General features: G+C 69.3%; 22 protein-coding genes and 1 riboswitch. Of the genes, 13 read left to right on the top strand and 9 right to left on the bottom strand.

Annotation, left to right across the window (positions count from 1 at the left end; translation table 11 throughout):
• Positions 1–11 precede the first annotated feature (11 nt).
• Both D0D37_RS11270 and D0D37_RS11265 read right to left on the bottom strand, forming a co-directional pair.
• Positions 12–1,301: an MFS transporter gene (locus D0D37_RS11270; protein WP_116200461.1), complete on the bottom strand. Its 1,290-nt coding sequence runs from the start codon at positions 1,299–1,301 to the stop codon at positions 12–14.
• Positions 1,302–1,829: 528 nt separating this feature from the next.
• Entirely contained in the window at positions 1,830–3,947 is a 2,118-nt protein-coding gene (locus D0D37_RS11265; RefSeq protein ID WP_116200460.1) for a RecQ family ATP-dependent DNA helicase, read from the bottom strand.
• A gap of 165 nt (positions 3,948–4,112) precedes the next feature.
• On the opposite strand from D0D37_RS11265, the gene nadD reads away from it, so the two are divergent.
• The 5 genes from nadD to D0D37_RS11240 are packed head-to-tail and all read left to right on the top strand — an operon-like array spanning position 4,113 to position 7,358.
• Positions 4,113–4,712 carry a nicotinate-nucleotide adenylyltransferase gene (gene nadD / locus D0D37_RS11260; RefSeq protein ID WP_116200459.1) on the top strand — a complete coding sequence of 200 codons (600 nt, stop codon included), beginning with the start codon at positions 4,113–4,115 and terminating at the stop codon, positions 4,710–4,712.
• Between the two features lie 44 nt (positions 4,713–4,756).
• Complete coding sequence (gene rsfS, locus D0D37_RS11255; protein ID WP_037362547.1) at positions 4,757–5,164, top strand: ribosome silencing factor; 408 nt, start codon at positions 4,757–4,759, stop codon at positions 5,162–5,164.
• Positions 5,161–5,775 carry a histidine phosphatase family protein gene (locus tag D0D37_RS11250; RefSeq protein ID WP_116200458.1) on the top strand — a complete coding sequence of 205 codons (615 nt, stop codon included), beginning with the start codon at positions 5,161–5,163 and terminating at the stop codon, positions 5,773–5,775. The genes rsfS and D0D37_RS11250 overlap by 4 nt, the downstream gene beginning before the upstream one ends.
• 4 nt (positions 5,776–5,779) lie before the next feature.
• The gene (gene octT, locus D0D37_RS11245; RefSeq protein ID WP_116200457.1) at positions 5,780–6,508 is read left to right on the top strand and encodes a diglucosylglycerate octanoyltransferase; all 729 of its coding nucleotides are present in this window, start codon (positions 5,780–5,782) and stop codon (positions 6,506–6,508) included.
• Positions 6,509–6,512: 4 nt separating this feature from the next.
• On the top strand, positions 6,513–7,358 hold the full coding sequence (locus tag D0D37_RS11240) for a DegV family protein (protein WP_116200456.1): 846 nt from the start codon (positions 6,513–6,515) through the stop codon (positions 7,356–7,358).
• On the opposite strand, the gene D0D37_RS11235 is transcribed toward D0D37_RS11240, so the two are convergent.
• Positions 7,355–8,182: a DUF3626 domain-containing protein gene (locus D0D37_RS11235; RefSeq protein WP_116200455.1), complete on the bottom strand. Its 828-nt coding sequence runs from the start codon at positions 8,180–8,182 to the stop codon at positions 7,355–7,357. The genes D0D37_RS11240 and D0D37_RS11235 overlap by 4 nt on opposite strands.
• Entirely contained in the window at positions 8,179–9,099 is a 921-nt protein-coding gene (locus tag D0D37_RS11230; protein WP_208719898.1) for a GNAT family N-acetyltransferase, read from the bottom strand. Before D0D37_RS11230 ends, D0D37_RS11235 begins: the two co-directional genes overlap by 4 nt.
• Before the next feature lie 660 nt (positions 9,100–9,759).
• Here D0D37_RS11230 and D0D37_RS48770 point away from each other — a divergent pair.
• Positions 9,760–10,785 carry a ComEA family DNA-binding protein gene (locus D0D37_RS48770; protein ID WP_425266920.1) on the top strand — a complete coding sequence of 342 codons (1,026 nt, stop codon included), beginning with the start codon at positions 9,760–9,762 and terminating at the stop codon, positions 10,783–10,785.
• The gene (locus tag D0D37_RS11215) at positions 10,782–13,160 is read left to right on the top strand and encodes a ComEC/Rec2 family competence protein (RefSeq protein ID WP_116200454.1); all 2,379 of its coding nucleotides are present in this window, start codon (positions 10,782–10,784) and stop codon (positions 13,158–13,160) included. Before D0D37_RS48770 ends, D0D37_RS11215 begins: the two co-directional genes overlap by 4 nt.
• A 24-nt stretch (positions 13,161–13,184) precedes the next feature.
• On the opposite strand, the gene thrC is transcribed toward D0D37_RS11215, so the two are convergent.
• Positions 13,185–14,450 (bottom strand): threonine synthase, encoded by a 1,266-nt coding sequence (thrC, locus tag D0D37_RS11210; RefSeq protein ID WP_116200453.1) that lies wholly within the window; start codon positions 14,448–14,450, stop codon positions 13,185–13,187.
• A gap of 12 nt (positions 14,451–14,462) precedes the next feature.
• Positions 14,463–14,596: riboswitch (SAM riboswitch) on the bottom strand.
• A gap of 131 nt (positions 14,597–14,727) precedes the next feature.
• On the opposite strand from thrC, the gene holA reads away from it, so the two are divergent.
• Positions 14,728–15,699 carry a DNA polymerase III subunit delta gene (holA, locus tag D0D37_RS11205; protein ID WP_116200452.1) on the top strand — a complete coding sequence of 324 codons (972 nt, stop codon included), beginning with the start codon at positions 14,728–14,730 and terminating at the stop codon, positions 15,697–15,699.
• 201 nt (positions 15,700–15,900) lie between these two features.
• Here holA and rpsT read toward each other — a convergent pair whose 3' ends face one another.
• Positions 15,901–16,161 (bottom strand): 30S ribosomal protein S20, encoded by a 261-nt coding sequence (rpsT, locus tag D0D37_RS11200; RefSeq protein WP_116200451.1) that lies wholly within the window; start codon positions 16,159–16,161, stop codon positions 15,901–15,903.
• A gap of 392 nt (positions 16,162–16,553) precedes the next feature.
• Between rpsT and D0D37_RS11195 the strand changes: the two genes are divergently transcribed.
• Positions 16,554–17,417: a DMT family transporter gene (locus D0D37_RS11195; protein WP_116200450.1), complete on the top strand. Its 864-nt coding sequence runs from the start codon at positions 16,554–16,556 to the stop codon at positions 17,415–17,417.
• A 22-nt stretch (positions 17,418–17,439) separates the two neighbouring features.
• The gene (locus tag D0D37_RS11190) at positions 17,440–17,814 is read left to right on the top strand and encodes a VOC family protein (RefSeq protein WP_116200449.1); all 375 of its coding nucleotides are present in this window, start codon (positions 17,440–17,442) and stop codon (positions 17,812–17,814) included.
• Here the strand turns inward: D0D37_RS11190 and D0D37_RS11185 are convergent.
• Entirely contained in the window at positions 17,811–18,419 is a 609-nt protein-coding gene (locus D0D37_RS11185) for a class I SAM-dependent methyltransferase (protein ID WP_116200448.1), read from the bottom strand. The genes D0D37_RS11190 and D0D37_RS11185 overlap by 4 nt on opposite strands.
• A gap of 116 nt (positions 18,420–18,535) precedes the next feature.
• Between D0D37_RS11185 and lepA the strand changes: the two genes are divergently transcribed.
• Both lepA and D0D37_RS11175 read left to right on the top strand, forming a co-directional pair.
• A complete protein-coding gene (lepA, locus tag D0D37_RS11180; RefSeq protein WP_116200447.1) occupies positions 18,536–20,386 on the top strand; it encodes a translation elongation factor 4 in 1,851 nt (616 codons plus the stop codon).
• Between the two features lie 120 nt (positions 20,387–20,506).
• Positions 20,507–21,073: a Uma2 family endonuclease gene (locus D0D37_RS11175; RefSeq protein WP_116200446.1), complete on the top strand. Its 567-nt coding sequence runs from the start codon at positions 20,507–20,509 to the stop codon at positions 21,071–21,073.
• A 34-nt stretch (positions 21,074–21,107) separates the two neighbouring features.
• Here the strand turns inward: D0D37_RS11175 and D0D37_RS11170 are convergent, their stop codons facing one another.
• Positions 21,108–21,554: a pyridoxamine 5'-phosphate oxidase family protein gene (locus tag D0D37_RS11170; protein WP_116200490.1), complete on the bottom strand. Its 447-nt coding sequence runs from the start codon at positions 21,552–21,554 to the stop codon at positions 21,108–21,110.
• A 59-nt stretch (positions 21,555–21,613) separates the two neighbouring features.
• Here D0D37_RS11170 and D0D37_RS11165 point away from each other — a divergent pair, with 59 nt between their 5' ends.
• Positions 21,614–22,663: an NAD(P)H-dependent flavin oxidoreductase gene (locus D0D37_RS11165; protein WP_116200445.1), complete on the top strand. Its 1,050-nt coding sequence runs from the start codon at positions 21,614–21,616 to the stop codon at positions 22,661–22,663.
• A gap of 578 nt (positions 22,664–23,241) precedes the next feature.
• Here D0D37_RS11165 and D0D37_RS11160 read toward each other — a convergent pair.
• On the bottom strand, positions 23,242–24,753 hold the full coding sequence (locus tag D0D37_RS11160; protein WP_116200444.1) for an amino acid permease: 1,512 nt from the start codon (positions 24,751–24,753) through the stop codon (positions 23,242–23,244).
• Positions 24,754–24,846 lie beyond the last annotated feature (93 nt).

The following is a 24,846-nucleotide window of genomic DNA, read 5'->3' as shown; positions in this document are numbered from 1 at the left end:
CGCGAGCGGGTTTACCGCAGTTCGCTGCCCTTCGTTTCGGGCATCCGGAGGATCACGAAGAACGCGATCGCCGCCGCGACGGCGACGTACCAGAAGAAGGCAGTGGCAGCGCCCGCCGCGGACAGCGCGCTGAGCACGAGCGGCGCGGTCCCGCCGAACACGGCGACGGTCAGGTTGTACCAAGCGCCGATGCCGAGCCCGCGGAGTTCGGTGGGGAAGAGTTCGCTCATGATCGCCGGTGCCAGCGAGGTCATCGCGGTGTAGAGCGCGAGGCCGACGCAGAACACGATGAGCAGATTCCCGAACCCGGGCCGCACCAGGTAGGAAAGCGGCACGATCACCAGCGCGGTGGCCCCGGACCAGACCAGAAGCTGAGGCCGCCGCCCGCGCCGGTCGGCGAGCGCCCCCATCGGATACTGGAGGACGACGAAGAGGGCGGTCGCGATGGAAAGCGCGAGGAAGGTGTCGACGTCGTTCGCGCCGCGCCCCTTGACCGCGAAGGACGTGAGGGCGCTGAAGAAGGTGTAGTAGCAGAGCGTCGAGAGCATCGAGAACCCGATGAGCTGCCCGACCGCCCGCGGATGCTGGGTGACGGTGGTGAGCAGCGGCCGCTGGACGCGCCGCGCGGTGTCCTTTTTCTCGTGGTACAGCTCGGTTTCTTCGAGACTGCGCCGCAACCACAGCCCGACCAGCCCGAGCACCCCGCCGAGCAGGAACGGAATCCGCCAGCCGAACGAGGCGAGGTGCGCCTTGTCCATCGTGCGGGCGAGCACGAACCCGAGCACCGTCGCGATGAGCACCGCGGACCCGGTGGAGATGTAGAAGAACGAGGAATACCGACCGCGCCGCTCCTTGGGCGCGACCTCGCCGAGGTACGCGGAAGCGTTCGACACTTCCCCGCCGAGCGAAAGCCCCTGCGCGATCCGCGCGAGCAGCAGCAGAATCGGGGCCAGCCACCCGACCTGCGCGAACGTCGGAAGCACGCCGATCGCGACCGACCCGCCCGCCATCAGCGAAATGGTGAGCAGCATGGCGGGCTTGCGCCCGTGCACGTCGGCGAACCGCCCGAGCAGCACGCCGCCGAGCGGCCGGAAGAAGAACGCGAGCGCGTACGTGGCGAACGTGTTGATCAACGCGAGCGTTTCGTTGCCAGGCGGGAAGAACGCGCCGGCGAAGTAGATGCTGAAGGTCGCGTAGATCGTCCAGTCGAACCACTCGAGCGCGTTGCCCGCACTGGCAGCGAACAACTTCCGCACCGGCAACCGATGCCGGGCGACGCCTTCGGTCGTAGGACCGGCCATCGGGCAACCTCCACACGTCCACACGTCCGCACGAGTGGAACGGGACTTTGCCAGAAATGCCCGGAAATCGGTAGATCTCGGCTAAGGATGGCAGTTGGTGCATGTCCCACTGCGGTCTGTGACGCGGGAACGCTGTTGCCGAAGGGGGATCATGCAGCGGCGCAGGCGTCGGCTCGGACGGTTGCCGCGCGGGTCGGCGTGGGCGGACGGGAACGGTTGGCGTGCAGGGAGGTGCGGGTGGCGGCGTGGCCTGCCGCCGCGCGGCGAGGCGGGGCTGGCACGCCGACGATTGCCATGCGGGGAGGTGACGGCGCGAATGGTTGCTGGTGCGGGGCTACCGCAGGAGATGAGGCAGCACGGCGAGCACTCGCCGTGCGGAGACAGCGCGGCGGCGCAAACGCGCCCGCTGCTCCGGCTGAGCCTGGCCGTCGGGCTGCTAGGCGGATGCTTGTCCCTGCCCCGCCCGGGCCACCCAGGCCCTGCCGACCTCAAGCCGATCCCGCCCAGCCACCAAGATCCCACCGCACCTCAAGCAGTGCTCGCCAACGCGAACGGCAACACCCCCTCCGCCCCGGCCCGGCGCAGCAGTCGCGCTCCCAGCGTCATCGTCCAGCCGGTGTCGATCAGGTCGTCCACCAGCAGCACCGGTCCGCTCGTCTGCGCGACACTCGCCGCCACGTCGTCGGGCAGACTCAGCCTCCGCCACAGATCGGCCAGCCGCTGCGCGCTGTTCGCTTGCCGCGGCGGCGGTCCGGCCGACGACAACTCTCCCAGGTAGTCCAGCCGCCCGATCGCCGCCAGCCGCAGCGCGAGGCTGTCCACCAGTTGCGGCCGCGTCGCCGACGGGATCGCCACCACCGCCACCGGACGTTGCGCCCACTGCCACCCCGCGAGCACCTTCACGCACGCGTCGAAAACCGAGTCGGGGACCTCGGCGTCCGTCGCGCCCGGGCCGAGCAACTCGCGCAGCCGGCCGCCCCAGCCCACGTCCGTGAGCCGCCCCAGCACCTGTCCCGGCTCGGCCTGTTCACCGGCGGCGATCCGGCCCGACAGCGGCACGTCGAGCCCCTTCATCCCGCTCGGCCACTGTTTGCGCGGAGCCACCGAGACCCCGGGCCGGTCCAGCCGTTCCCGCGTCGCACCCGCGACTTCCTCGGACACCGCGGTGCTCCAGTGCTCCCCGGTGCAGTTGTCGCACCGGCCGCACGGCACTGCCTCCGGATCGTCGAGCTGCCGCCGCAGATACTCCATCCGGCACCCGGCAGTGCGGATGTACCCGAGCATCGCCTCCTGCTCGGCCACCCGCGCGACGCCGACGCGTTCGTACCGTTCCCGGTCGTACTCCCACGGCTGCCCGGTGCTTTCCCAGCCGCCGCGCACCCGGCGCACCGCACCGTCCACATCGAGCACTTTCAGCACCATCTCCAGCCGCGACCGGGAAAGCTCGACCGACGGTTCCAGCGCGGCTGTCGAAAGTGGACGGTCGGAGTAGGCGAGCGCGTTGAGCACCTGCGTGACGCGCAGCTCGTCCGGGAACGCCAGCGACCCGAAGTACGCCCAGATCGCCTTGTCCTCCCGTCCGGGCAGCAGCACCACCTCGGCCCGCTCGACGCCACGACCGGCGCGGCCGACCTGCTGGTAGTAGGCGATCGGCGACGACGGCGCGCCCAGGTGCACCACGAACCCGAGGTCCGGCTTGTCGAACCCCATCCCGAGCGCCGACGTCGCGACCAGCGCCTTGACCCGGTTCTCCAGCAGGTCGTCCTCCGCGGCCTGGCGGTCGGCCGGATCGGTCTTCCCGGTGTAGGCGGCCACCGGATAACCGCGGTCGGACAGCAGCGCGGCGACGTCGTGCGCGGCGGCGACGGTGAGCGTGTAGATGATGCCCGACCCCGGCAGCTCCGCCAGGTGCTCGGCCAGCCAGGCCAGCCGGGCCTCGTCGCTGGGCAGTTCGGCCACGGCCAGCCGCAGGCTTTCCCGGTCGAGCGGACCGCGCAGGACGAGCGTGTCCGTCTCGCCGCCGATGCCGAGCTGCTCCGCGACGTCCGTGGCCACCCGGTCGTTCGCGGTCGCGGTGGTGGCCAGCACCGGCACGCCGTCGGGCAGGTCGCCCAGCAGCGTGCGCAGCCGCCGGTAGTCCGGCCGGAAGTCGTGGCCCCAGTCGGAAATGCAGTGCGCCTCGTCCACCACCAGCAGGCCGGCGCTGGCGGTCAGCTTCGGCAGCACGCTGTCGCGGAAGTCCGGGTTGTTGAGCCGTTCCGGACTGACCAGCAGCACGTCCACCTCGCCCGCGGCCACCGACGCCTGGACCTGGTCCCACTCCTGCGCGTTCGCCGAGTTGATGGTGGCCGCGTGGATCCCCGCCCGGGCGGCGGCGGAGATCTGGTTGCGCATCAGGGCGAGCAGCGGCGACACGATGACCGTCGGCCCCGCTCCCCGTTCCCGCAGCAGCGCGGTCGCCAGGAAGTACACGGCCGACTTTCCCCAGCCGGTGCGTTGCACGACGAGCGCGCGCCGGTGGTGCGCGACCAGTGCCTCGATGGCGGTCCACTGGTCCTCTCGGAGGGCTGCGTTGTCTCCGGCGAGCGCGCGGAGCAGGGCTTCCGCGCGGGTCCGGAGGTCTGGGGTGGTATCGGTGGTGTCCACGTCCCCGGTCTACCCCATGCCCCCGACAATCCCGGAGCCGACCGACCCGGAACAGACAGTTTCCGGCCGGAAACGCAGGGTTATGTGACTCAAGTCACAACAGTAATCTAGGTCGCAGTCGAGACGGGAAGCCCTCGCGTGCCCGCGCGTATAGGCTCACCGGCTATGTCACCACGCCGGATCGGGGTCATGGGCGGCACCTTCGACCCCGTGCACCACGGCCACCTCGTCGCGGCCAGCGAGGTCCAGTCGCGGTTCGCGCTCGACGAGGTCATCTTCGTGCCGACCGGGCAGCCGTGGCAGAAGTCCGGCCGCCGCGTCACGCGCGCCGAGGACCGCTATCTGATGACGGTGATCGCCACCGCGTCCAACCCGGTCTTCTCGGTGAGCCGGGTCGACATCGACCGCGGCGGCCAGACCTACACCGTCGACACGCTGCGCGACCTGCACGAGGAATACCCGGACGACGAGCTGTTCTTCATCACCGGGGCCGACGCCCTCGAGCAGATCCTGACCTGGCACAAGGCCGACGAGCTGTTCACCTTCGCGCATTTCATCGGCGTCACCCGCCCGGGCTACCGGCTCAACTCGCACCATCTGCCGAGCGGCAAGGTGAGCCTCGTCGAGGTCACCGCGATGTCCATCTCGTCCACCGGATGCCGCGAACGCGTCGAGCGCGGCGAGCCGGTCTGGTACCTCGTGCCCGACGGCGTTGTGCGCTACATCGCCAAGAAGGACCTCTACCGCAAGGACGCCGAGGCCTGACCGGGTACCCTCGTCCGGGCATACCCCGAATCTGAAGGAGCACTGTGGCAGCGACGTCCGAGGCACGGGACCTGGCGGTGGCGGCCGCGCACGCGGCGGCCGACAAGCTGGCCAGCGACGTGGTCGTCCTGGACGTGTCCGAGCAGCTCGTGATCACCGACGCGTTCGTGATCGCGTCCGCGGCCAACGAGCGGCAGGTCGGCGCGATCGTCGACAACGTGGAAGAGAAGCTCCGCATCGAAGGGCACAAGCCGGTCCGGCGCGAAGGCGCGCGCGAGGGCCGCTGGGTCCTGCTCGACTACGTCGACGTCGTCGTCCACGTCCAGCACGCGGACGAGCGCTCGTTCTACGGCCTCGAGCGGCTGTGGAAGGACTGCCCGCGGATCGAGGTCGAAGGGCTGGCGACGGTCCCCGCCGACGACACCGGCGACGCGGACGGTCCGGAGGCGTGAGCCCGCGGCGGCTGCTGCTCTGGCGGCACGGCGAGACGGACTACAACGCCGCCGGCCGCATGCAGGGACACCTCGATTCGGCGCTGACCCCGGTCGGCTGGAACCAGGCGCGGTTCGCCGTGCCCGCGCTCGCGCGATTCGCGCCGGAGCTGGTGATCGCGTCCGATCTGCGCCGCGCCACCGACACCGCGACGGTGCTCACCGAGGCGATCGGCGTGCCGCTGCAGATCGACAAGCGGCTGCGCGAGACGCACCTCGGCGAATGGCAGGGCCTGACCGGGGCCGAGGTCGACGAGGGCTATCCCGGCGACCGCCAGCTCTGGCGCACCGACGCCGCGTGGGCCCCGCCGGGCGGCGAGTCCCGGGTCGAGGTCGCCGAACGCGCCGCCGAGGTGGTCAACGACCTGATGCAGCCGAACTCCGACGTCGGCGAATCGGTCCTGCTCGCCTCGCACGGCGGCCTCATCCTCGCGTTGACGGCGAAGCTGCTCGGCCTTCCGGTCGAGGTCTGGCCTTCGCTCGGCGGGATCATGAACTGCCACTGGGTCGATCTCGGCCACCGCGAGGGGAAGTGGCGGTTGCACGCGTACAACGCGGGCATCACCGGCTGACCCGATGAGCCCGCAGCTGCTCGTCTTCGGCGATTCACTCTGTTTCCACGGCCCCGAGGGCCCTTGCGCGGCCGACGATCCGCGCCTGTGGCCCAACGTCGCCGCGAACGCGCTGTCCGGACAAGCCGATCTCGTCGCCGGCATCGGCTGGACCGCGCGCGACCTGTGGTGGTCTCTCACCGGCGACCCGCGCGTGTGGGCGGACCTGCGTCGCGTCGACGCTGTCGTGCTCGCCGTCGGCCACATGGACACACTGCCGTCGCCTCTGCCGACGTACTTGCGTCAGGGGCTTCGCTACCTTCGCCCCGACGGCGTGCGTCGCGTTGTACGCGGTGCCTATCTCGCTGCGCAGCCACGGTTGTCTGTCGTGATGCGCGGACGCCCTCGCGTGCTTCCGGCGCGGCTGAGCGTGAGCTATCTGGACCAGTCCGTCGAAGCGTTGCGCGCGTTGCGTCCTGAGTTGCCTGTGTTCGGCATGCTGCCTTCGGTGCACCGCGCTGATGCGTACGGGCGTGTACACACGGGACGCGCCGAAGCAGCCGCAGCGCTCGCTTCGTGGGCCGCGCGACGCGAAGTGCCGTTGCTCGACACGCCCGGTGTGGTCGGCGAACATGTCTTGAGCGGCGCGGGAAATCCCGACGGCATGCACTGGGGATGGGCGGGGCACGAAGCCGTCGGCACCGCGATGGCGAAGCTCGTTGCTCCGCACCTCGGCTCTGGCAACGTAGGCTGACGGCGTGTCGGTCGCCGTGGTCACGGACTCCACCGCGCACCTGCCCGAAGGCTTCGCCGAGCGGCACTCGGTGCGGGTGGTGCCCCTGCACGTCCTGGTGGAAGGCGTGTGTTCCCTAGACGGCGTTGAAATGGGTCCCGCCGCGCTCGCGGAAGCTCTGGGGGAGCGCAAGATCGTCACGACTTCCCGGCCCACTCCGGCCGAGTTCGCCGCCGAATTCCGGGCCGCACTGGACGCGGGCGCGGACGCCGTCGTGTCAGTGCACCTGTCGAGCGAGCTGTCCGGCACCTGGGAGGCCGCCGTTCTGGCAGCGGAAGAAGTCGGTTCGGACCGGGTCCGCGTCGTCGATTCCCGCACCACAGCGATGGGTTTGGGCTTCGCCGCCCTGCACGCCGCGGACGCCGCCGCGTCCGGAGCCAGCCCGGCCGAAGTCGAAGCGGCCGCGACGGAAGCGGCCGAGCGCTCGTCGACGCTGTTCGTGGTCGAGACACTGGAACACTTGCGCCGCGGCGGCCGGATCGGCTCGGCCGCGGCGTTGCTCGGCACCGCGCTGGCGGTGAAACCGGTGCTGCACATGGACGACGGCCGGATCCTGCCGCTGGAGAAAGTGCGGACGATGAACCGCGCGATCGGCCGCTTGGTCGAGCTGTCCGTGCAGGCCGCGGGCACCGGGCCGGTCGAGCTGGCGGTGCACCATCTCGCGTCGCCGGAACGAGCTGTCGAACTGGCGAACCGGCTCGAGGAAGTGATTCCGGGCTGTGCCGGGGGATGCGTGGTGTCGGAGATCGGCGCGGTCATCGGCGCGCACACCGGTCCCGGCGTGCTCGGTGTCGTCGTGCAGCGCGCCTAGCCGAGTTCCTGGTTGCCGAATCGCGCGAGCAGGTGCCAGACGCGTTTGAGATCTTGCTCGTCCTGGCCGGTGGCGTTGCCGAGGATGCGCGGGTCGAGGTGTCCGCCCTCAGCGAGTTCATCGCTAAGCGCGGTGAATTTCGGCCCGCGGTAATCGGGTTGCCGGAGCAGTTCGGCGGTGGTGAGCCGAAACCCTTGGTGCCATTCGATCGGGCCTAGTTTTCGGGCTGCCGCCTCGACTTCGGTTCCTCGATAGGACGGATCGAGAACTAGCGCCTCAACATCTCGCGTTAGGTCCACTTCGCCGTGCACCTGCGCCTCGATGTAGTCGTCCAGCAAGTCCTGATCGTCAGCCTCGGCAAGCGCGACCAGAGCCGACAATCGTGTCTCGACGCCGAACGATGTCGGCTCGAAGACGCTGTCGGGATAGGCGAAAGTCGTGCGGGACATCGTGTGCTTTGAGAGCCGCAGATAGGCCGAGCCGAACCGCGGTGAGCCGCCGGTTCTGCGGCCGCGGAAATTCAGCGACCCGTATTTCGGCCGATGCTTTGCCGCGACGTCGTCGTAGACGCCAGCGAACAACCGGCTTTCCCAGCGCCAGCGGTCTCCTCCCGGATGCGCGGTGAGCCCGCCGTTGCTGACGCCGGTCTCGAACTGCGAGCGGTACCGGCCGTCTCGCGCCATGCTCTCGAGAATCGGCACCCCGTTGACCAGCCGGTCGGGGTGGAAATGCAGCGTGACCCGCCACGACGGATCCGCCGGGCTGCCTTCCGCCGACTGGGCTACGTGGGCAACCGCACGTTCCCAGGGTTCGTCGCGAATCATGGCCAGGCCATGGTGATCGTTCGCTCGAAGTCGACGTACCCGGCGCGCCGGAACGCGTTCGCCATCGGGACATTGCCGAGATCGGTCGCCGCCCGGATGCGAGGAACTTGTTGGGCGGCAAGGATTCGGGTGCCCTCGGCGAGAATGTCGTCGATGTAGCCGTTGCCGCGATGCTCCGGCAGGACGGCGAGATACCCGATGAGGGGGTTGTAGTTGTTGCGCGCGGGCGTGACGAACCCGACCGGCGTGCCGTCGGGTCGCGTCGCGACCCGCCACCAATCCCGCGGGCTGCGGTAGTGCGCCAGTTCGTCTTCGTAATGCCGGATCGCCGCCGCACGAGCGGACGTCCGGGTCAGGTCGTCGCGGCTGTGGGCGTCGAGCGTCCCGTCCAGGACGCGGGTCATCAGGTCGATGATCTCGTCCTCGTCGCGGATAGGACGGAAAACCAGCCGGTGGGGCGACGGGACAGGAGTCCCAGGACGCCACTCGAAACGCAGCCTCTCGGCAAGCAGTCGAGCACCGGTTTGTTCGAGCGCCCTCATCCGGCCTTCGGCAGCGCTTCGGGTCGCGGCTTTTCCGCGCCAATCTGAGGGGACCATCCGTTGGTAAGTCGGCGTCCTGGCGTCCGCGGGCAGGATCTCGGCCATCGCGGTTCGCAGCAGCTGCACGCCGACAGCCACGTCTTCGAGGTCGAACACGTCCAGCAGGAACGGGACCAGTTCCTCGGCGCGACCCCACCACGCAGCCCTGGCGACGAGTTCGCCGCCACGAAGCGCGACCCACATCCAGCCCGGCCGACGGCGACCGGCGGCGAGGTCGTCGGCCAGTTCGTGGTCGAGGGCGTAGGTGAGCTGGCAGAAGAGGTCGAGTTCTTCCGGCCCGGTGATCGGACGCAGGGTCAAGTCGGTGTGGTTCACAGCGATGGCGTGCTCCTGTTCGACGGCTGACTACCAGGTCTAGCGGAGGACAACGGCAGGAGCGAACGCTTTTCGATCGCCGGTGCCGCAGGCAAACCAGCCAGTATGACCGCGCACTCCGACACATTCCGGTGCGTCTTCGGCGGTGACGGCTGAGTTGTCCCCAAGGGGCGGGTTGTCCACAGATCGCGCGGAACCCTCTCGCCGTCGCACCCGCCGACACCTAGCGTCGATCGTGTGTTCGAGAATTCCGCCCGGGATCCGGGCACTCCCGTCAACGTCAGGCTCACCTGGCTGGCCGACCAGCTGGCCGCTCTCCCGCCTGTTGCCAGCCCCGTCCGGCCAGCACGTCGCTGGCTGCCCCTGGGACGATCAGCGCGCGGACGGTTGTCGGCAAGCGCAGACAGCCAGCTGTCCGTGGATGCTGAGCCGCCTGGCGTGCGCGCCCGGGACGGGGGACCGAAGCAACGACTGTCTGCCGGTGCCGACAGTTCTCCTTCTCCCGACGACCAGTCGCCGGACGTGCCGAACCGATCTTCGGCGAGCGCCGACGGCTCCCCGCTGGCAGGCGCGGCCGACGGGGCACCCGACTCGATGCCGCACTCGCGAACACCGGGCTGGAAAGCCCGCCTGTCCTCATTTGCTGACAGTTCGCCGCTTGTGGACGGTCAGTCCGCGACTGCTGCGGACGGTTTGCCGTCCGGCTCCATGCCACTCTCGCGGCCACCAGGTCGCAAAGCCCGCCTGTCTGCATTTGCTGACAGTTCGCCGCTTCTGGGCGGTCAGCCCGCGACTGCCGCGGACGGTTTGCCGTCCAGCTCCATGCCACTTTCGCGGCCACTGGGCCGGAAAGCCCGCCTGTCTTCTTTTGCCGACAGCTCAACGCTTCTGGGCGGTCAACCTGCGACTGTTGCGGACGGTCTGCCCTCCAACTCCACGCCACGCTCGCGCCCACTGGGCCGTAAAGCCCGCCTGTCCGCACTCGCCGACAACCCACCCCCTCCGGAAACCGAATTGCCCGGCGGCAAACTGGTCCGCAGCTGGCTGCCGGAACACACCGAACAGCGGTGGACACGCCGTTGGCTCCCCGGAGCAACCGGCCTGCCGGGCTTCCTGGGCCGCCGGGGAATGATCTTCGTCCTGGCCTTGCTGGCCGCCGCCGCAGTCATCGCCGGTGGCCTGGCGATTTTCGGCCGCTCACCCGCAGCCGAGATCGCCCCGCCACTCCCAACAGCCCGCGCGCAAGTGCCGCACGCGTCGAAAGCCAACGAGAACTTAGTAATCAGCGTCGTCGGCCACGTGCGTTCACCAGGACTCGTCACCGTGCCCTCGGGCTCTCGCGTCGCCGATGCCCTGCGCGCAGCTGGCGGTGCCGACCCGGGCGTCGATCTGACCGCATTGAACCTCGCCCGCAAACTCACCGACGGCGAGCAACTGGCAGTCGGCGTTCCCGCCGCCCAGGCGGCACCAGCCGGGTCAGCTGCCGCCGCCAGCAAGATCGACCTGAATTCCGCGACCCCCGAACAACTCGACAGCCTCCCGGGCGTCGGCGAGGTCACCGCCCGGCGCATCACCGACTGGCGCACGCAGCACGGCGGATTCTCGAGCGTCGAACAACTCCGTGACGTCGACGGCATCGGCGAGAGCAAGTTCCAGAAGCTCCGCGAGCAGGTGACCGTCGGATGAAGCTGGAAACCGAGGAGAAGTCGCGCCGAGACCACGATTTCCGCCTCGTTGCCGCCGCCGTCGCCGGATGGGCGGCCACCCTCGCCGGACTGCAACTCGGCTGGTGGGTCGCGACCGCGGTCGGAGTCGTAGCGGTCGTCGGCGCTGTGGTGCTTCTAGCGCGCGGCCGTGCCAAGTACGTAGGTGCCGGGGGAGCGTTACTGCTGGTCGGACTGATTGCCGCAGTGCCGACAGCTCTGCGCATTCGCGACGCGGCATCCGACCCGCTGGCAGTCGCTGCGGTACATGGCGTGACGGCGACGCTGCGAGTCGAGATCAGCGAGCGTCCACGGCCGATCCACCAGACTGGCTACGCCGACCAGCAGGCAGGCACCCGGTCAGTGGCGATTCCCGCGCGCGTCACAACGGCCACAGTGGACGGTCAGCCCGTCGAATCGACCGGCCGGATTCTATTGCTCGCACCGGTCGCAGGATGGAGCGGGCTGCTGCCCGGCCAGGCAGCGACGACGTCCGGACGGCTCATGCCCGCACGCAGCGGCGAGTTGACCGCTGCAGTGCTCTCCGTCCGTGCCGCGCCAGCCGCTGTCGGGCCTGCGCCGTGGTGGCAACGCGCCGCCGCGGTCTTGCGGAACAGCTTGCATTCGCTGTGCGGGATCCTGCCCGAGGAACCGGCGGGGCTGTTGCCTGGACTGGTGCTGGGCGATACGAGTGCGTTGCCGCAACAGGTCGAGGGTGAGTTCAAGGCCTCCGGGCTCACCCACTTGATGGCAGTGAGCGGCGGAAATCTCGTGATCATCGGCGGAGCCGTTCTGTTGCTGTGCCGATTGGTTCGAGCAGGTCCGAGGTTTTCCGCAGCAGCGGCTGGTGCTTGTCTGGCGGGATTCCTCGTCCTGGTGGGGCCTGAACCGAGTGTGGTGCGGGCTGGCGTCATGGGCGGCATCGGCTTGCTCGCGCTGGCCCTCGGACGGCGCGGTTCAGCGTTGCCCGCCTTGGCGTTCGCGGTGTGCGTGCTGGTGGCCTGGGACCCGGCAATGGCGGCGAATTTCGGTTTCGCGCTATCGGTTCTCGCTACGGCAGGGCTCGTGCTGCTCGCGCCGCGCTGGGCAGATTCGTTGGTACGCAGGGGAGTTCCACCTGGCTACGCCGAAGGACTTGCCGTACCGCTGGCCGCGTTCGTGGTCACCGCGCCAGTCATCGCTGGTATGGCGGGCACGGTCAGCCTCGTCTCGGTGGTCACCAATGTGCTCGCGGCACCAGTGGTCGCGCCGGTGACCGTGCTAGGCGTGCTGGCGACAGTGGTCGGGCCATGGTGGCCAGGCGCAGGGCACGTGCTGATTCGATTGGCAGATCCGGAAGCCCGGTGGCTCATCACCGTGGCCCGACACGGTGCGAGGGCACCCGGCGCGGCGCTGTCCTGGCCCGGCGGCTGGCTGGGCGGATTGTGCGCGGCGGTCCTGCTGGTCGTTGTCGTCGTGGCGGCGCGGTTTCGCCGATTCCGGCTGCTGGTGGCAATCGGGCTGGTCGTCGTGCTGCTGACGGTCGTGCCAGGCAAAGTCTTGGCTCCTGGCTGGCCCCCGGACGGCTGGGCGATGACGGAATGCGATGTCGGACAAGGAGATGCGGTAGTGCTCGCGACAGCCGAGCCCGGCCGCGCCGTAGTCGTCGACACCGGGCCGGAGCCGGGACCCGTCGACGAATGCCTGCGGCGGCTGGGCGTTGATCGAGTGCCGCTGCTGGTGCTGAGCCACCTGCACGCGGACCACATCGGCGGACTCGCCTCGGTCTTTGACGGGCGGGCGGTCGGTGCGATCGCGGTGGGACCGGGGCGTGCTCCGGCGTGGGCGTGGCAGTCGGTTTCCGGAGAGGCAAAGCATCGTGGCGTGCCGCTGGTGCAATTGAGCGAGGGACAACGGCTGGAGTGGCCGGGGCTGTCGCTGGATGTGCTCGGCCCGCGTTACGCCACCACTCGATCACCCGCGTTACAGGACGGGACGATGATCAACAACAGCTCAGTCGTCCTGCGCGCGGAAACCTCGGCTGGCCGGGTTTTGCTGACCGGAGACGTCGAACTGGCCGCGCAAGCGGATCTGCTCGCCGAGGGCGTCGACTTGCGGGCCGACGTGTTGAAGGTGCCGCATCACGGTTCGAGGTATTCGCTGCCGCAGTTCCTCGCGGCAGTGCGGCCGCGCACGGCGCTGATCAGTGTCGGCGCGGGCAACGGATACGGACATCCGAGCAAGTCCACAGTGGACGTTCTCGGCACGATGGGAGTGCTGGTCACCCGGACCGATGTCGACGGCGACACCGCCGTTCTGCCTGGAGGAAGCGGACCGGCGGTCGTCCGGCGAGGCGAGCCGCGGGGTCCGCCGCGGTAGGACGGCGGACCCCGGGCGGGTACGTCAGTAGCCGAGCGCCTTGGCGACGGCCGCGGCGGACGGCGGCACGGTGGCCTTCGGGCCGATGTGGTTCTCGACCGCGTCGAGGGTCTTGAGGCCGTCGCCGGTGATGAGGAGGACGGTTTCGGCGTCCGGATCGAGCTTGCCGCTTTCGACGAGCTTCTTCGCGGTCGCCACGGTGACGCCGCCCGCGGTCTCGGTGAAGATGCCTTCGGTGCGCGCGAGCAGCCGGATGCCTTCGACGACCTCTTCGTCGGTGACGTCCTCGATCGCGCCGCCGGTGCGGTTGACGACGTCGAGCACGTACGGGCCGTCGGCCGGGTTGCCGATCGCGAGCGAGCGGGCGATGGTGTCCGGCTTCACCGGCTGGACCACGTCGTGGCCGTTGCGGTACGCGGTGGAGACCGGCGAGCAGCCGGTGGCCTGTGCGCCGAACACCTTGTACGGGCTGGCGTCCACGAGACCGAGCTGGCCCAGCTCGCGGAAACCCTTGTCCACCTTGGTGAGCTGTGAACCGGAGGCGATCGGCACGACGATCTGCTCGGGAATCCGCCAGCCGAGCTGCTCGGCGACCTCGTAGGCGAGCGTCTTCGAGCCCTCGGAGTAGTACGGGCGGACGTTGACGTTCACGAACGCCCACTTCGGGTGCTCGCCGGCCAGTTCGGTGGCGAGCCGGTTCACGTCGTCGTAGTTGCCGTCGACGGCGATCAGGTCGCCGTCGTAGACCGCAGTGGTGAGGATCTTCGCGCGCTCGAGGTTCTTCGGGATCAGCACGACCGATCGCCAGCCGGCGCGGGCCGCCGCGGCGGCGGTCGCGTTGGCCAGGTTGCCGGTCGAGGGACACGCGAGCACCTCGAAGCCGAACTCGCGGGCGGCGGCGAGCGCGACGGCGACCACGCGGTCCTTGAACGAGTGCGTCGGGTTTCCGGTGTCGTCCTTGACCCACAGGCTCTTGAGGCCGAGTTCCTTCGCGAGCCGGTCGGCGCGCACGAGCCGGGTACAGCCGGGCTCGGTGTTCGGAGTCTCCTCGACGGTCGAGGGGACGGGAAGGAGTTTCTTGTAGCGCCAGATGTTGCGCGGGCCGGCCTCGATGTCCTCGCGGCGGACGCGGCCGAAGTCGTAGGCGACCTCGAGCGGCGAGAAGTCTTCGGCGGAAACGAATTCCGGAGCGAGCGGCTGCCGGTGCCCTTCTTCCTTCGACACCAGTTCGACGGCCGGACCGAGGTCGATCGTCTTGTTGGCGGAGGTGGCGCTGAGGGCTGCAGTCATCGCGAGGTTCCTTCCTCATCTGCCCCGCCGAAGCGGGCCGGAATTGGCACCGTGATCGTCAGCTACCCCGCGATCGCGGGATGACAGGCTGCACGCCGGTTGCCGGGGCTTCGTCGGGCCGTTCCCTCTGCCCCTCTGGATGAGCGGTATTCGATTGTCGGAGCGCCGGTGGGCGCGTCCTCGGCTACACCGTACGACATCCCGATCAGCTCGTGCCACGGAGGCGGCTCACATCACCGGGGCGGGCGGCCCGGCGGCCGGGTGAGAAGATGGCCGGGTGACCACCGCACCCGCGCCGCTGCACCTCGTCACGGGCGAGGAAGAACTGCTCATCGAACGGGCTGTGCGCGCGTCCCTCGACGCGGCCAAGGCCGCGGATCCGACGGCCGACCTCACGCGGATGCGGGTGTCCGATCTCACACCGCCGGTACTGGCTGAGCTGGTGAGTCCTTCGTTGTTCGCAGAGGGCCGCGTGATCGTGCTGGAGTCGGCGCAGGACATCTCGCAGGAGTTGTCCGACGCGGTCATGGCGTACGTGAAGGCCCCGGCGGACGGCATCGTCCTCGTGGTCGTGCACAGCGGCGGCGGGCGGAGCAAGGCCGCGAAGGCGCTGCCGGGCGCGTTGAAAAAAGCGGGCGCGGAGATCACCGAATGCCCGAAGCTCACCAAACCGGCCGAGCGCGAGGCGTTCGTCCGCAACGAGGTGCGCCGCACGGGCGGCAAGATCGACGGCGCGGGCCTGATGGCGCTGCTCGACTCGGTGGGCTCGGACCTGCGCGAACTGTCCTCGGCGGCGACGCAGCTGGTCGCCGACACCGGGGGAGTCATCGACGAGCAGGCGGTCCGGCGCTACCACACCGGACGCGCCGACGTGACCGGCTTCGCGGTGGCGGAAAAGGCCGTCGCGGGAGACCGGGCGGCCGCGATGGAGTCGCTGCAGTGGGCGATGCAGCTGGGCGTCCCGCACGTCCTGGTGGCCGACGCGCTCGCCGACGCGGTCCGCACGATCGCTCGCGTGTCCGCAGCCGGTCGAGGCAACCCGAACCAGATGGCGGGCGAACTCGGCATGCCGCCGTGGAAGATCCGCAAGGCTCAGGGGCAGTCCCGCGGCTGGGGCCAGGACGGCCTGGCGACCGCGATGCGGATCGTGGCGCGGCTGAACGCCGAGGTCAAGGGCGCGGCGGCGGACTCGAACTACGCCTTGCAGCGCGCGGTCCTCGAGGTGGTCGCGGCCAAGGGCGACCGCTGACGCAGAGACGGCATCGCCGCAGCGGACTGCTGCGTCGTCACCGTGGGAAAGGCGGCGTTCCGCTGGACGCCATGACGGTTACCCGTCTGCGGGCGCGGGCGGTTGTCGCCATGCCATCAGGGCCGAACCGATATGCGACCCCCGCAGACACGGAAAAGGCCCGGCAGCCGAAGCCGCCGGGCCCTCCGGAAAAGACTGCGCTCAGAGCTGGTTCGCGCGCTTCGCGAGAGCCGACTTCTTGTTCGCGGCCTGGTTGGCGTGGATGACGCCCTTGGTGACGGCCTTGTCGAGCTTGCGAGCGGCGTCGCGCTGCAGTTCGAGGGCCTTGTCCTTGTCACCGGCTTCGGCGGCCTCGCGGAACTTGCGGATCGCGGTCTTCACCGAGGACCGGATCGCCAGGTTGCGCTGGCGCGCCTTCTCGTTCGTGTCGATGCGCTTGACCTGCGACTTGATGTTGGCCATGGAGGCGTTCCTCTTTCACTCGGTGAAGGTCGCTGCCGCGTTCGCGTGGCTCCGGACCGGTCCCGAGGGACGGCCGGGTTTCCTCCTTGACGGAATGCCGCACGGCAACAGTCGAAAATCTTAACAGCCCTGCTCGCGGCTCCGGAGCGGGCCCCGGAGCCGGTAACCGTTCGGCATTCCGCCCGCGGCTCCGTTACGGTGGATTTCGGTAGTGCCTAGGGTTCCGTCGCCTGCCCGTGGTCCCGCAGAGCGGGTCGCGAAGACAACGAGGGCGGGCGGGCCTGGTCCGAGCGGCACCTTCGGCGGGGCACCGAGCCCTGCCGTTCATCTGACGGGACAAAAGCCTGGAGGACCCGGTCTTCGGCATGCGCTGAAAACCTGAAGGGGTCCGGATGAACACCACTGCCCTCGCCATGGTCCTCGTCGCCGCGGTCGTGCACGCCGCGTGGAATCTCGCCGCCAAACGGGTTTCCGGCGGCGGTCCGCGATTCGTCTGGCTGTACTACACGGTTTCCGCGGCGGCGATGCTCCCGGCGATCGCGGTGGCGCTGGCCGTCGAACCGGAACGTCCACAATGGACTTGGCTGCTCGCCGCGCTGGTCACCGCGGTCCTGCACGTCGTGTACGGGATCGTGCTGCAGCGCGGCTACGAGGTCGGCGACCTGTCGATCGTCTACCCGCTGGCCCGCGGCACCGGGCCGCTGGTGTCGGTGCTCGTCGCCGTCCTGGTCCTGGGCGAACGGCCCGGCGTGCTCGGGCTGGTCGGAGCCTTCCTCGTCGTCGCGGGCGTCCTGGTGATCAGCCTCGGCGGCAGCACCGGCGATGCCCACGCCCGTCGTGCCGGAGTGTTCTATGGCGTCGCCACCGGAACGGTCATCGCGGCTTACACGCTCTGGGACGCGCACTCGGTCACCTCGCTCGGCGTGCCTCCGCTCGTCTATTTCGGCGGCGGCGCGATCGGTCAGAGCATCCTGCTCGCGCCGGCCGCCGCCCGCGGCCGGTCCGAGGTCAAGCGGCTGTGGCGTGACCACCGGCGCGAGGTGCTGATCGTCGGATTCGCCTCGCCCGCCGGATACCTGCTGGTCCTGTACGCCCTGCGGATCGCGCCGGTCAGCCTCGTCGCTCCGGCGCGCGAGCTGTCGATCGTCTTCGGCGGGGTCGCCGCCTGGCTGGTGCTCCGCGAGCGCAACGCGGCGCGGCGGCTCGCCGGATCGCTGGTGGTGCTGGCCGGGATCGCTGCGATTGCGGTCGCCTGAGCGGCTCAGGTAGGCAGGAACCATGGACGTACTGAGCAGCCGGGTGCTGATCCACCCCCGCGACCACGAGGTGTCCACCGCGTTCTACCGCGACGCTCTCGGCCTCGCGATCGAGCGCGAGTTCCCTGGTGGCACGCGGTTTTTCGCCGGTGGCGGGTCGATCGAGGTGGTCGGGACGGGCGAAGCCGGGCCCGGGCCGGACGTCAACCTGTTCCTGCAGGTCCGCGATCTCCCGGCGACTCTGGCCGAATTGGCCGGACGCGGGGTCGAACCGGTGCGCGAGGCTCGTCGCGAACCGTGGGGCACCGACGAGGCGTGGATCGCCGACCCGGACGGGCTGCGGATCGTCCTCGTCGAGGTCCCGGAGGACCATCCGCTGCGGCGCGACAAGCGCTAGCTCGGCTTCACGGCCCGGAGCTGGGCGGCGAGCGCGGCGAACCCGGGCGGGTCCCAGGTCCAGGTCTGCAGGTCGGTGAATCCCGTGGCGGCGGCTTCGTCGGCGAGTTCGTGCCGGGTCACCGGAAGCCACTTCTCGTGCGCCGAGAGCAGCAGCCGTCCGCCTGGCCGCAACACCCGGAACAGCTCGGCGAAGCTCGCCGCGCGGTCTTCCCAGAGCTGGACGTTGTTCACGGTCAGCACGACGTCCGCGGTTTCGTCCACACAGCCGGTCTGAGCCGCGCTGCCCGCACGCACCTCGGCGCGGTCGCCACAGCGGTCCGTGCACAGATTGCGCATCTCGGGGGAGGGTTCGACGCCGATCACCTCGCCGGCGAGTCTGCTCGCCGCGTCGAGGCCGACCCCAGGCCCGGGGCCGATGACGAGAACAGTCTCGTCGGGTTCGAGCCGGGCCAGGTCGACGATGCGGTGCTCCGTCGTGGCGTTGCTGACCGCCATCAGCTTGCCGCCGAGCCTGCCCAGCAGGCCGCTGGGATGGCCGAAAGCCCGGTCGAGCGCGGCGTCGAGGACGCCGGGACCAGGCGAGGGGGAGGGTGAAGTGGTCATGCTTCGAGGTCATCACGAGACGCGCGGGACCGCATCGGGGATGACCCCCACCCGCACCCGGAGGTCCATGGGACGATGGGGTACGGACATCCCCCACCATCCCGAGGACAGCCCGAGTGACAGCGCCCAAGACGTTCGCCGACACCACCTTCACGCCGCCGGAGTTGATCCGCAACTTCTGCATCATCGCCCACATCGACCACGGCAAGTCGACGCTGGCGGACCGGATGCTGCAGCTCACCGGCGTCGTCGAGGAGCGGGCCATGCGCGCGCAGTACCTCGACCGCATGGACATCGAGCGGGAACGCGGCATCACGATCAAGGCCCAGAACGTCCGGCTGCCCTGGCAGGTCGACGGCCGGGATCATGTCCTGCACATGATCGACACCCCCGGCCACGTCGACTTCACCTACGAGGTGTCCCGCGCGCTCGAAGCGTGCGAAGGCGCGATCCTGCTGGTGGACGCCGCGCAGGGGATCGAGGCGCAGACCCTGGCCAACCTGTACCTGGCACTGGAGAACAACCTCCAGATCATCCCGGTGCTGAACAAGATCGACCTGCCCTCGGCCGACCCGGACAAGTACGCGGGCGAGATCGCGCACATCATCGGCTGCGAGCCGGACGACGTGCTGCGGGTCTCGGCGAAGACCGGCGTCGGCGTCGGCGCGCTGCTCGACGAGGTCGTGAAGCAGGTCCCGGCTCCGGTCGGCGACTCGGACGCGCCCGCGCGGGCGATGATCTTCGACTCGGTCTACGACACCTACCGCGGCGTGGTGACCTACATCCGGGTGGTCGACGGCAAGATCACGCCGCGCGAGAAGATCAAGATGATGTCCACCGGCGCCACGCACGAACTGCTGGAGGTCGGCATCATCTCGCCGGAGCCGAAGGCCAGCAAGGGCCTCGGCGTCGGCGAGGTCGGCTACCTGATCACCGGCGTGAAGGACGTGCGCCAGTCGAAGGTCGGCGACACCGTGACGGCCGAGCGGAACGGTGCGAAGGAGCCGCTGGCGGGCTACCGCGAGCCGAAGCCGATGGTCTACTCCGGGCTGTATCCGGTGGACGGCTCGGACTACCCGGAGTTGCGCGAGGCGCTGGAGAAGCTGCAGCTCAACGACGCCGCGCTGACCTACGAGCCGGAAACGTCGGTGGCGCTGGGCTTCGGCTTCCGCTGTGGGTTCCTCGGACTGCTCCACCTGGAAATCACCCGGGACCGGCTGGAGCGCGAGTTCGGGCTCGACCTGATTTCGACCGCGCCGAACGTGGTGTACCGCGTGGTGCTGGAGGACCGCAGCGAGGTGATCGTCACGAACCCGTCGGACTGGCCGGGCGGGCTGAAGATCTCCGAGGTGCACGAGCCGGTGTCGAAGGTCAGCATCCTGGCGCCGTCGGAGTTCGTGGGCACGATCATGGAGCTGTGCCAGTCGAAGCGCGGCACCCTGCTGGGGATGGACTACCTGTCCGAGGACCGCGTCGAACTGCGCTACACGATTCCGCTCGCGGAGATCATCTTCGACTTCTTCGACACGCTGAAGTCGCGTACGCGCGGTTACGCGTCGCTCGACTACGAAGAGTCCGGCGAGCAGGTGGCCGACCTGGTGAAGGTCGACATCCTGCTGCAGGGCGAGACGGTGGACGCGTTCTCCGCAATTGTGCACAAGGACGCCGCCTACACGTACGGAAACCGCATGGCGACGCGATTGCGCGAGCTGATTCCGCGGCAGCAGTTCGAGGTGCCGATCCAGGCGGCGATCGGTTCGCGGATCATCGCGCGGGAAACGATTCGTGCCATCCGCAAGGACGTGCTCGCCAAGTGTTACGGCGGCGACATTTCGCGGAAGCGGAAACTGCTGGAGAAGCAGAAGGAAGGCAAGAAGCGGATGAAAACCGTCGGCCGGGTGGAGGTGCCGCAGGAAGCGTTCGTCGCGGCACTGTCCACTGAGGACAACGGGAAGAACAAGAAGTAGGTCCACCTTCGGGTGAACGGCGGCTCCGGGTTCCCCGGAGCCGCCGTTTTTGTCGGTGGCGGCTGGTGTCCTCAATTGCGGACAGGGAGTCTCTGGCGCGAACAGGGAAAGGAGAGCACCATGACGGTCATGACGGACATCGAGTATCCGCCCGGGTCGGGCCCCATGACGGTGCACGACCTCGAGGGGATGCCGCAGGATGGCCGCCGTTACGAACTCATCGACGGAGTGCTGCTCGTGACTCCGGCGCCCGGATACCGCCATCAGAAGATCGGATACCGGCTCTACCACGTGCTGGAGGCGGCTTGCCCGCCGGAGTTCGACGTCCTCGGCGCACCATTCGCCGTGCACGTCGGCGATCGGATGGAGCTGCAACCGGATGTTCTGGTCGGCCGCAGCGAAGACTTCACCGCCAAGGATCTGCCAGTGCCGCCCGTGCTCGCCGTCGAGGTGCTGTCACCGAGTACGTCGATCCACGACTTGAACACCAAAAAGGCGGTCTATGAACGGCTGAGCGTGCCGAGTTACTGGGTGATCGACCCGGCCGCACCCGAACTGACTGTGTTCGAACTCGACGAGGACGGCTGTTACCAGCGGATCGCCAAGGTCGCCGGGGCCGAGGTTTTCGACGCGCGGCGGCCGTTCCCGGTCCGGGTGGTGCCCGAGGTGCTTGTCAGGAGGGGCTGATCGGCTCGGACCGAGCGTCTTGCGCGGGGTTCGGTCAGCCGTTCCCGATGATCTTGCCCACCTCCACGAACACCGCGGCTCGGCGTTCGGCGGCCATCACCCGGTCGTACTCCGCCCAGTCGTCGTGGGTGCCCGTGGCGGCGCGGAAAACGTCGCGCAGCAGGGACGGGAGGTCGTCGGCAGGGAAGGACGGGTCGGGGTCGTCCGGGCCGATCAGGCGGACCGGGCCGGTTGCCGAGAGCCAGCGCCAGCCGCGGCGGAACGTCACGGTCGCGTGGCCGTTGCGGCGCAGGAGCGCGAGCTTGTGCGCGCCGCCGACGGCGACGAAGCCCACGCTCGGCTTTCCGGTCACCGGGTCGTTCAGGATGCCCGCGTTCACCACGGACGCGTGCACGGTGCCGTCGGCGCGGGTCGTGGCCACGGTCGCCAGGCCGTTCTCCTCCACCGACAGCGCGCGGAGCTGTTCCAGGGTTGCCGTCATGCTCTTCTGCAACGCGGCGGCGACCCGGCGCATTTCCGGTCCGGCACTAGGCTCGGGGCATGTTCGATGATCTCGAGTTCCCGGTGATCGTGGCGCCGATGGCGGGCGGGCCGACGACTCCGCAGCTGGTCGGCGCCGTCACGAACGCGGGCGGGTTCGGTTTCCTCGCCGCCGGCTACCTCAGCCCGGAGACGCTGGACGCCCGGATCGCGCACACCGCCGACCTCACCGGCGGCCGGTTCGGCGTCAACCTGTTCGTGCCCGGCGGCCGGTCGGTGGCCGACCTCACCGCGCACCGCGAACGGCTGCTCGCCGAAGCCGTGCGCTACGGCGTCGAACTCGGCGAACCGGTCTGGGACGACGACGAGTACCCGGCGAAACTCGACCTCGTCGTGCGGCACCGGGTTCCGGTGGTGTCGTTCACCTTCGGTGCGCCGACGTCCGCCGAGGTGCAGCGGATCCACGAGGCCGGCGGCAAAGTCGCGGTCACCGTCACGAATCCGGAGGAAGCCGACCTCGCAGCCGCGCGCGGGGCCGACGCGCTGGTCGTGCAGGGCTTCGAGGCCGGGGGACACCGCGGTCTCTTCACCGACGATCCGGGCAGTCCGGCTGGCGGCGAGGAGTACGGCCTGCTCGCGCTGCTCCGTTTGCTCGGCGCGCGCACGAGCCTGCCGTTGGTCGCGGCAGGGGGACTGGTCAACGGAGCCGACGTCGTGGCGGTGCTGGCTGCCGGTGCGTCGGCCGCGCAGCTGGGCACGGCCTTCCTGCTCGCGACGGAAGCTGGCACCGGCGAAACCCAGCGGCGAGCGCTCGCCGAGGCTGGCCGGGCGACGGCGTTCACGCGCGCGTTCAGCGGACGCCCGGCGCGGGGCATGGTGAACCGCGTCCTGAGCGACCTTTCCGCCGACGCGCCCGCCGCGTACCCGCAGCTGCACCACCTGAGCAAACCGGTTCGCGGGGCGGCCGCGAAGGCTGGCGACCCGGAGGCGATGTCGCTGTGGGCTGGGCAGACGTATCCGCTCGCCGGTGACGGTTCCGCGGCCTCGATCGTGGCCCGGCTTCGCACGGAGGCGAAGGCCGCGACGGAACGGCTCGGCCGGTTGCGCTGAGACCTCCGCTGCGGTGAGGTCCAGTCCTGACAAGGCTTTCCGACGGAACCACGACGGCTGGACAGCTCGGCTGGGTGCGGTGCCTCGAGCCGCTGTGCGGTGCGGAGAGAACGGTGTTCCCTGCTGGAAACGCGGCGACCTGACCGGTCGCGGTGAGTCGAGTCGCTGGCGGCGAGCGAGCGGGATCTCTGCTGGCACCAGGACAAGCAGTACGTCCGGCCGGTTGCGCTGAGTTCCCCTGGCACCGCTGCGGATGCGTTCGCGTGCAGCCTTGGCGGAGCAAATCGAAACAACCCTGCGTGAATCCGGTCGCGGGCAGTGTTCGCGAGAGCAGGCCGCACGATCGCGAGGTGAAGACGGTGTGCGTTCGTGGGCTGAGAACGGTGCCCGATCGTGCGCCTGCGCGGAGGCCTCAGAGCCAGCTCACCGTCGGGCGATGACGACACCGCAGCTGCGGTGAGCTGTCCGGGCACCCGAGTGGCGAGACGGGCTCAAGCTAGCCCGTAGAACCCAGCGCAGCGCACAAAAAATGCGGGGGACACCGCAAAAGGCGTCCCCCGCATCAAAAAACCGCAGCATCAGTCCGAAGTGGACTTCACCCCGGGCTCCCCGTCGCCGGAGTCGGAGCCGGAGTCCGGGCCAGAGCCAGCGGACTCGCCCCGTTCCATGGCCGAATGCCGTTTGCTGTAGGAGAAGTAGATCGCCATCCCGATCAAGAACCAGATCGCGAAGCGCAGCCACGTTTCCGGCTTCAGGAACGTGATCAGCCAGATCGAGAAGATCACCCCGATGATCGGCACCACCGGCATGCCCGGCGTCTTGAACGTGCGCGGCAGCTCAGGACGCTTGTAGCGCAGCACGATCACCGCGATGCACACGACCACGAATGCCAGCAGGATGCCGATGTTCGTCAGCTCCGCGGCCTCGCCGATCGGGAGCAGGCCCGCGATCAGCGCCGACGCGCCGCCCAGGATCCACGTGATGCGCGAAGGGACCTTGCGCACCGGGTGGGTCTTCGCGAACCACTTCGGCAGCAGGCCGTCGCGGCTCATCGAGTAGCCCACGCGCGTCGCGCCCATCAAGAAAGTGAACAGCACCGTCAGGATGCCGATGATCGCGCCTACCGCGATGATCGCGCCCAGCCAGCCGAGACCGACCTTCGCGAACGCGCTCGAGAACGCGGCTTCCGGGTTGATGTCGGTGTACTTCACCATGCCGGTCAGGACCAGGCAGGCCAGCACGTACAGCACCATCGAGATCGCCAGCGAGTAGATGATCGCCTTCGGCATGTGCTTCTGCGAGTCCTGCGACTCCTCGGCCGCGGTCGACATCGCGTCGTAGCCGAAGACCGCGAAGAACACCGTTGCCGCGCCGGTGAAAGCGCCGCTGAGGCCGAACGGGAAGAAGTTGCTGTAGTTGCCGCTCTGGATGTGGAAGGCGCCGACCACGATCACCAGCAGCACCAGGCCGACCTTCAGATACACCAGCAGCGTTTCGAAGCGCGCCGCGTTCTTCATGCCCTGGTTGAGAATGAAGGCGATCAGCAGGCAGAGCAGCACTGCGAATAGATTGATCTTGTACGACCCTGATTCGACGCCCGCCGGTTCCGTCCCGGGCGCGCCGGACATCCAGTGCGGCAGCGAGACGTGCAGGAAACCGAGCAGATCGTTGAAGTAGCCCGAGATCCCGATCGCCACCACGGACACGATCGCGGTGTACTCCAGCAGCAGGTCCCAGCCGATGAACCAGCCGACGATCTCGCCGAGCACCGCGTACCCGTAGGTGTAGGCGGAGCCCGCGCGCGGGATGAGGCCGGCGAACTCGGCGTAGGAGAACGCCGCCGCGGCGCTCGCGATGCCCGCGATCAGGAACGAGATCAGCACGGCCGGGCCCGCGGTCTTGTTCGCGACCGCCCCGGCGAGCGAGAAGATGCCCGCGCCGATGATGCCGCCGACGCCGATCGCGGTCAGCTGCCGCAGGCCGAGCGTGCGCTGCAGGCCGGTTTCGCCGGCGTGCTCGATGGTTTCGATCGGCTTCCGCCGGAAGATCCCGGTCCCGGAGCCCAGGTTCGGGCCGCGCGGAGCTGACATCGATGTCTCCTCAGACTGGTGGTTCGCCGGACCCGGGTTCCGGGCCCTGGCAGGGCACCGTACCCGGAGGCGCCGCGCCTGTCACCGACTCCA

Source organism: Amycolatopsis circi (assembly GCF_003385235.1).
Taxonomy (GTDB): domain Bacteria; phylum Actinomycetota; class Actinomycetes; order Mycobacteriales; family Pseudonocardiaceae; genus Amycolatopsis; species Amycolatopsis circi.
The sequence above is the reverse complement of the archived record's forward strand: the minus strand, read 5'-3'. Positions and strand labels throughout refer to the sequence as shown.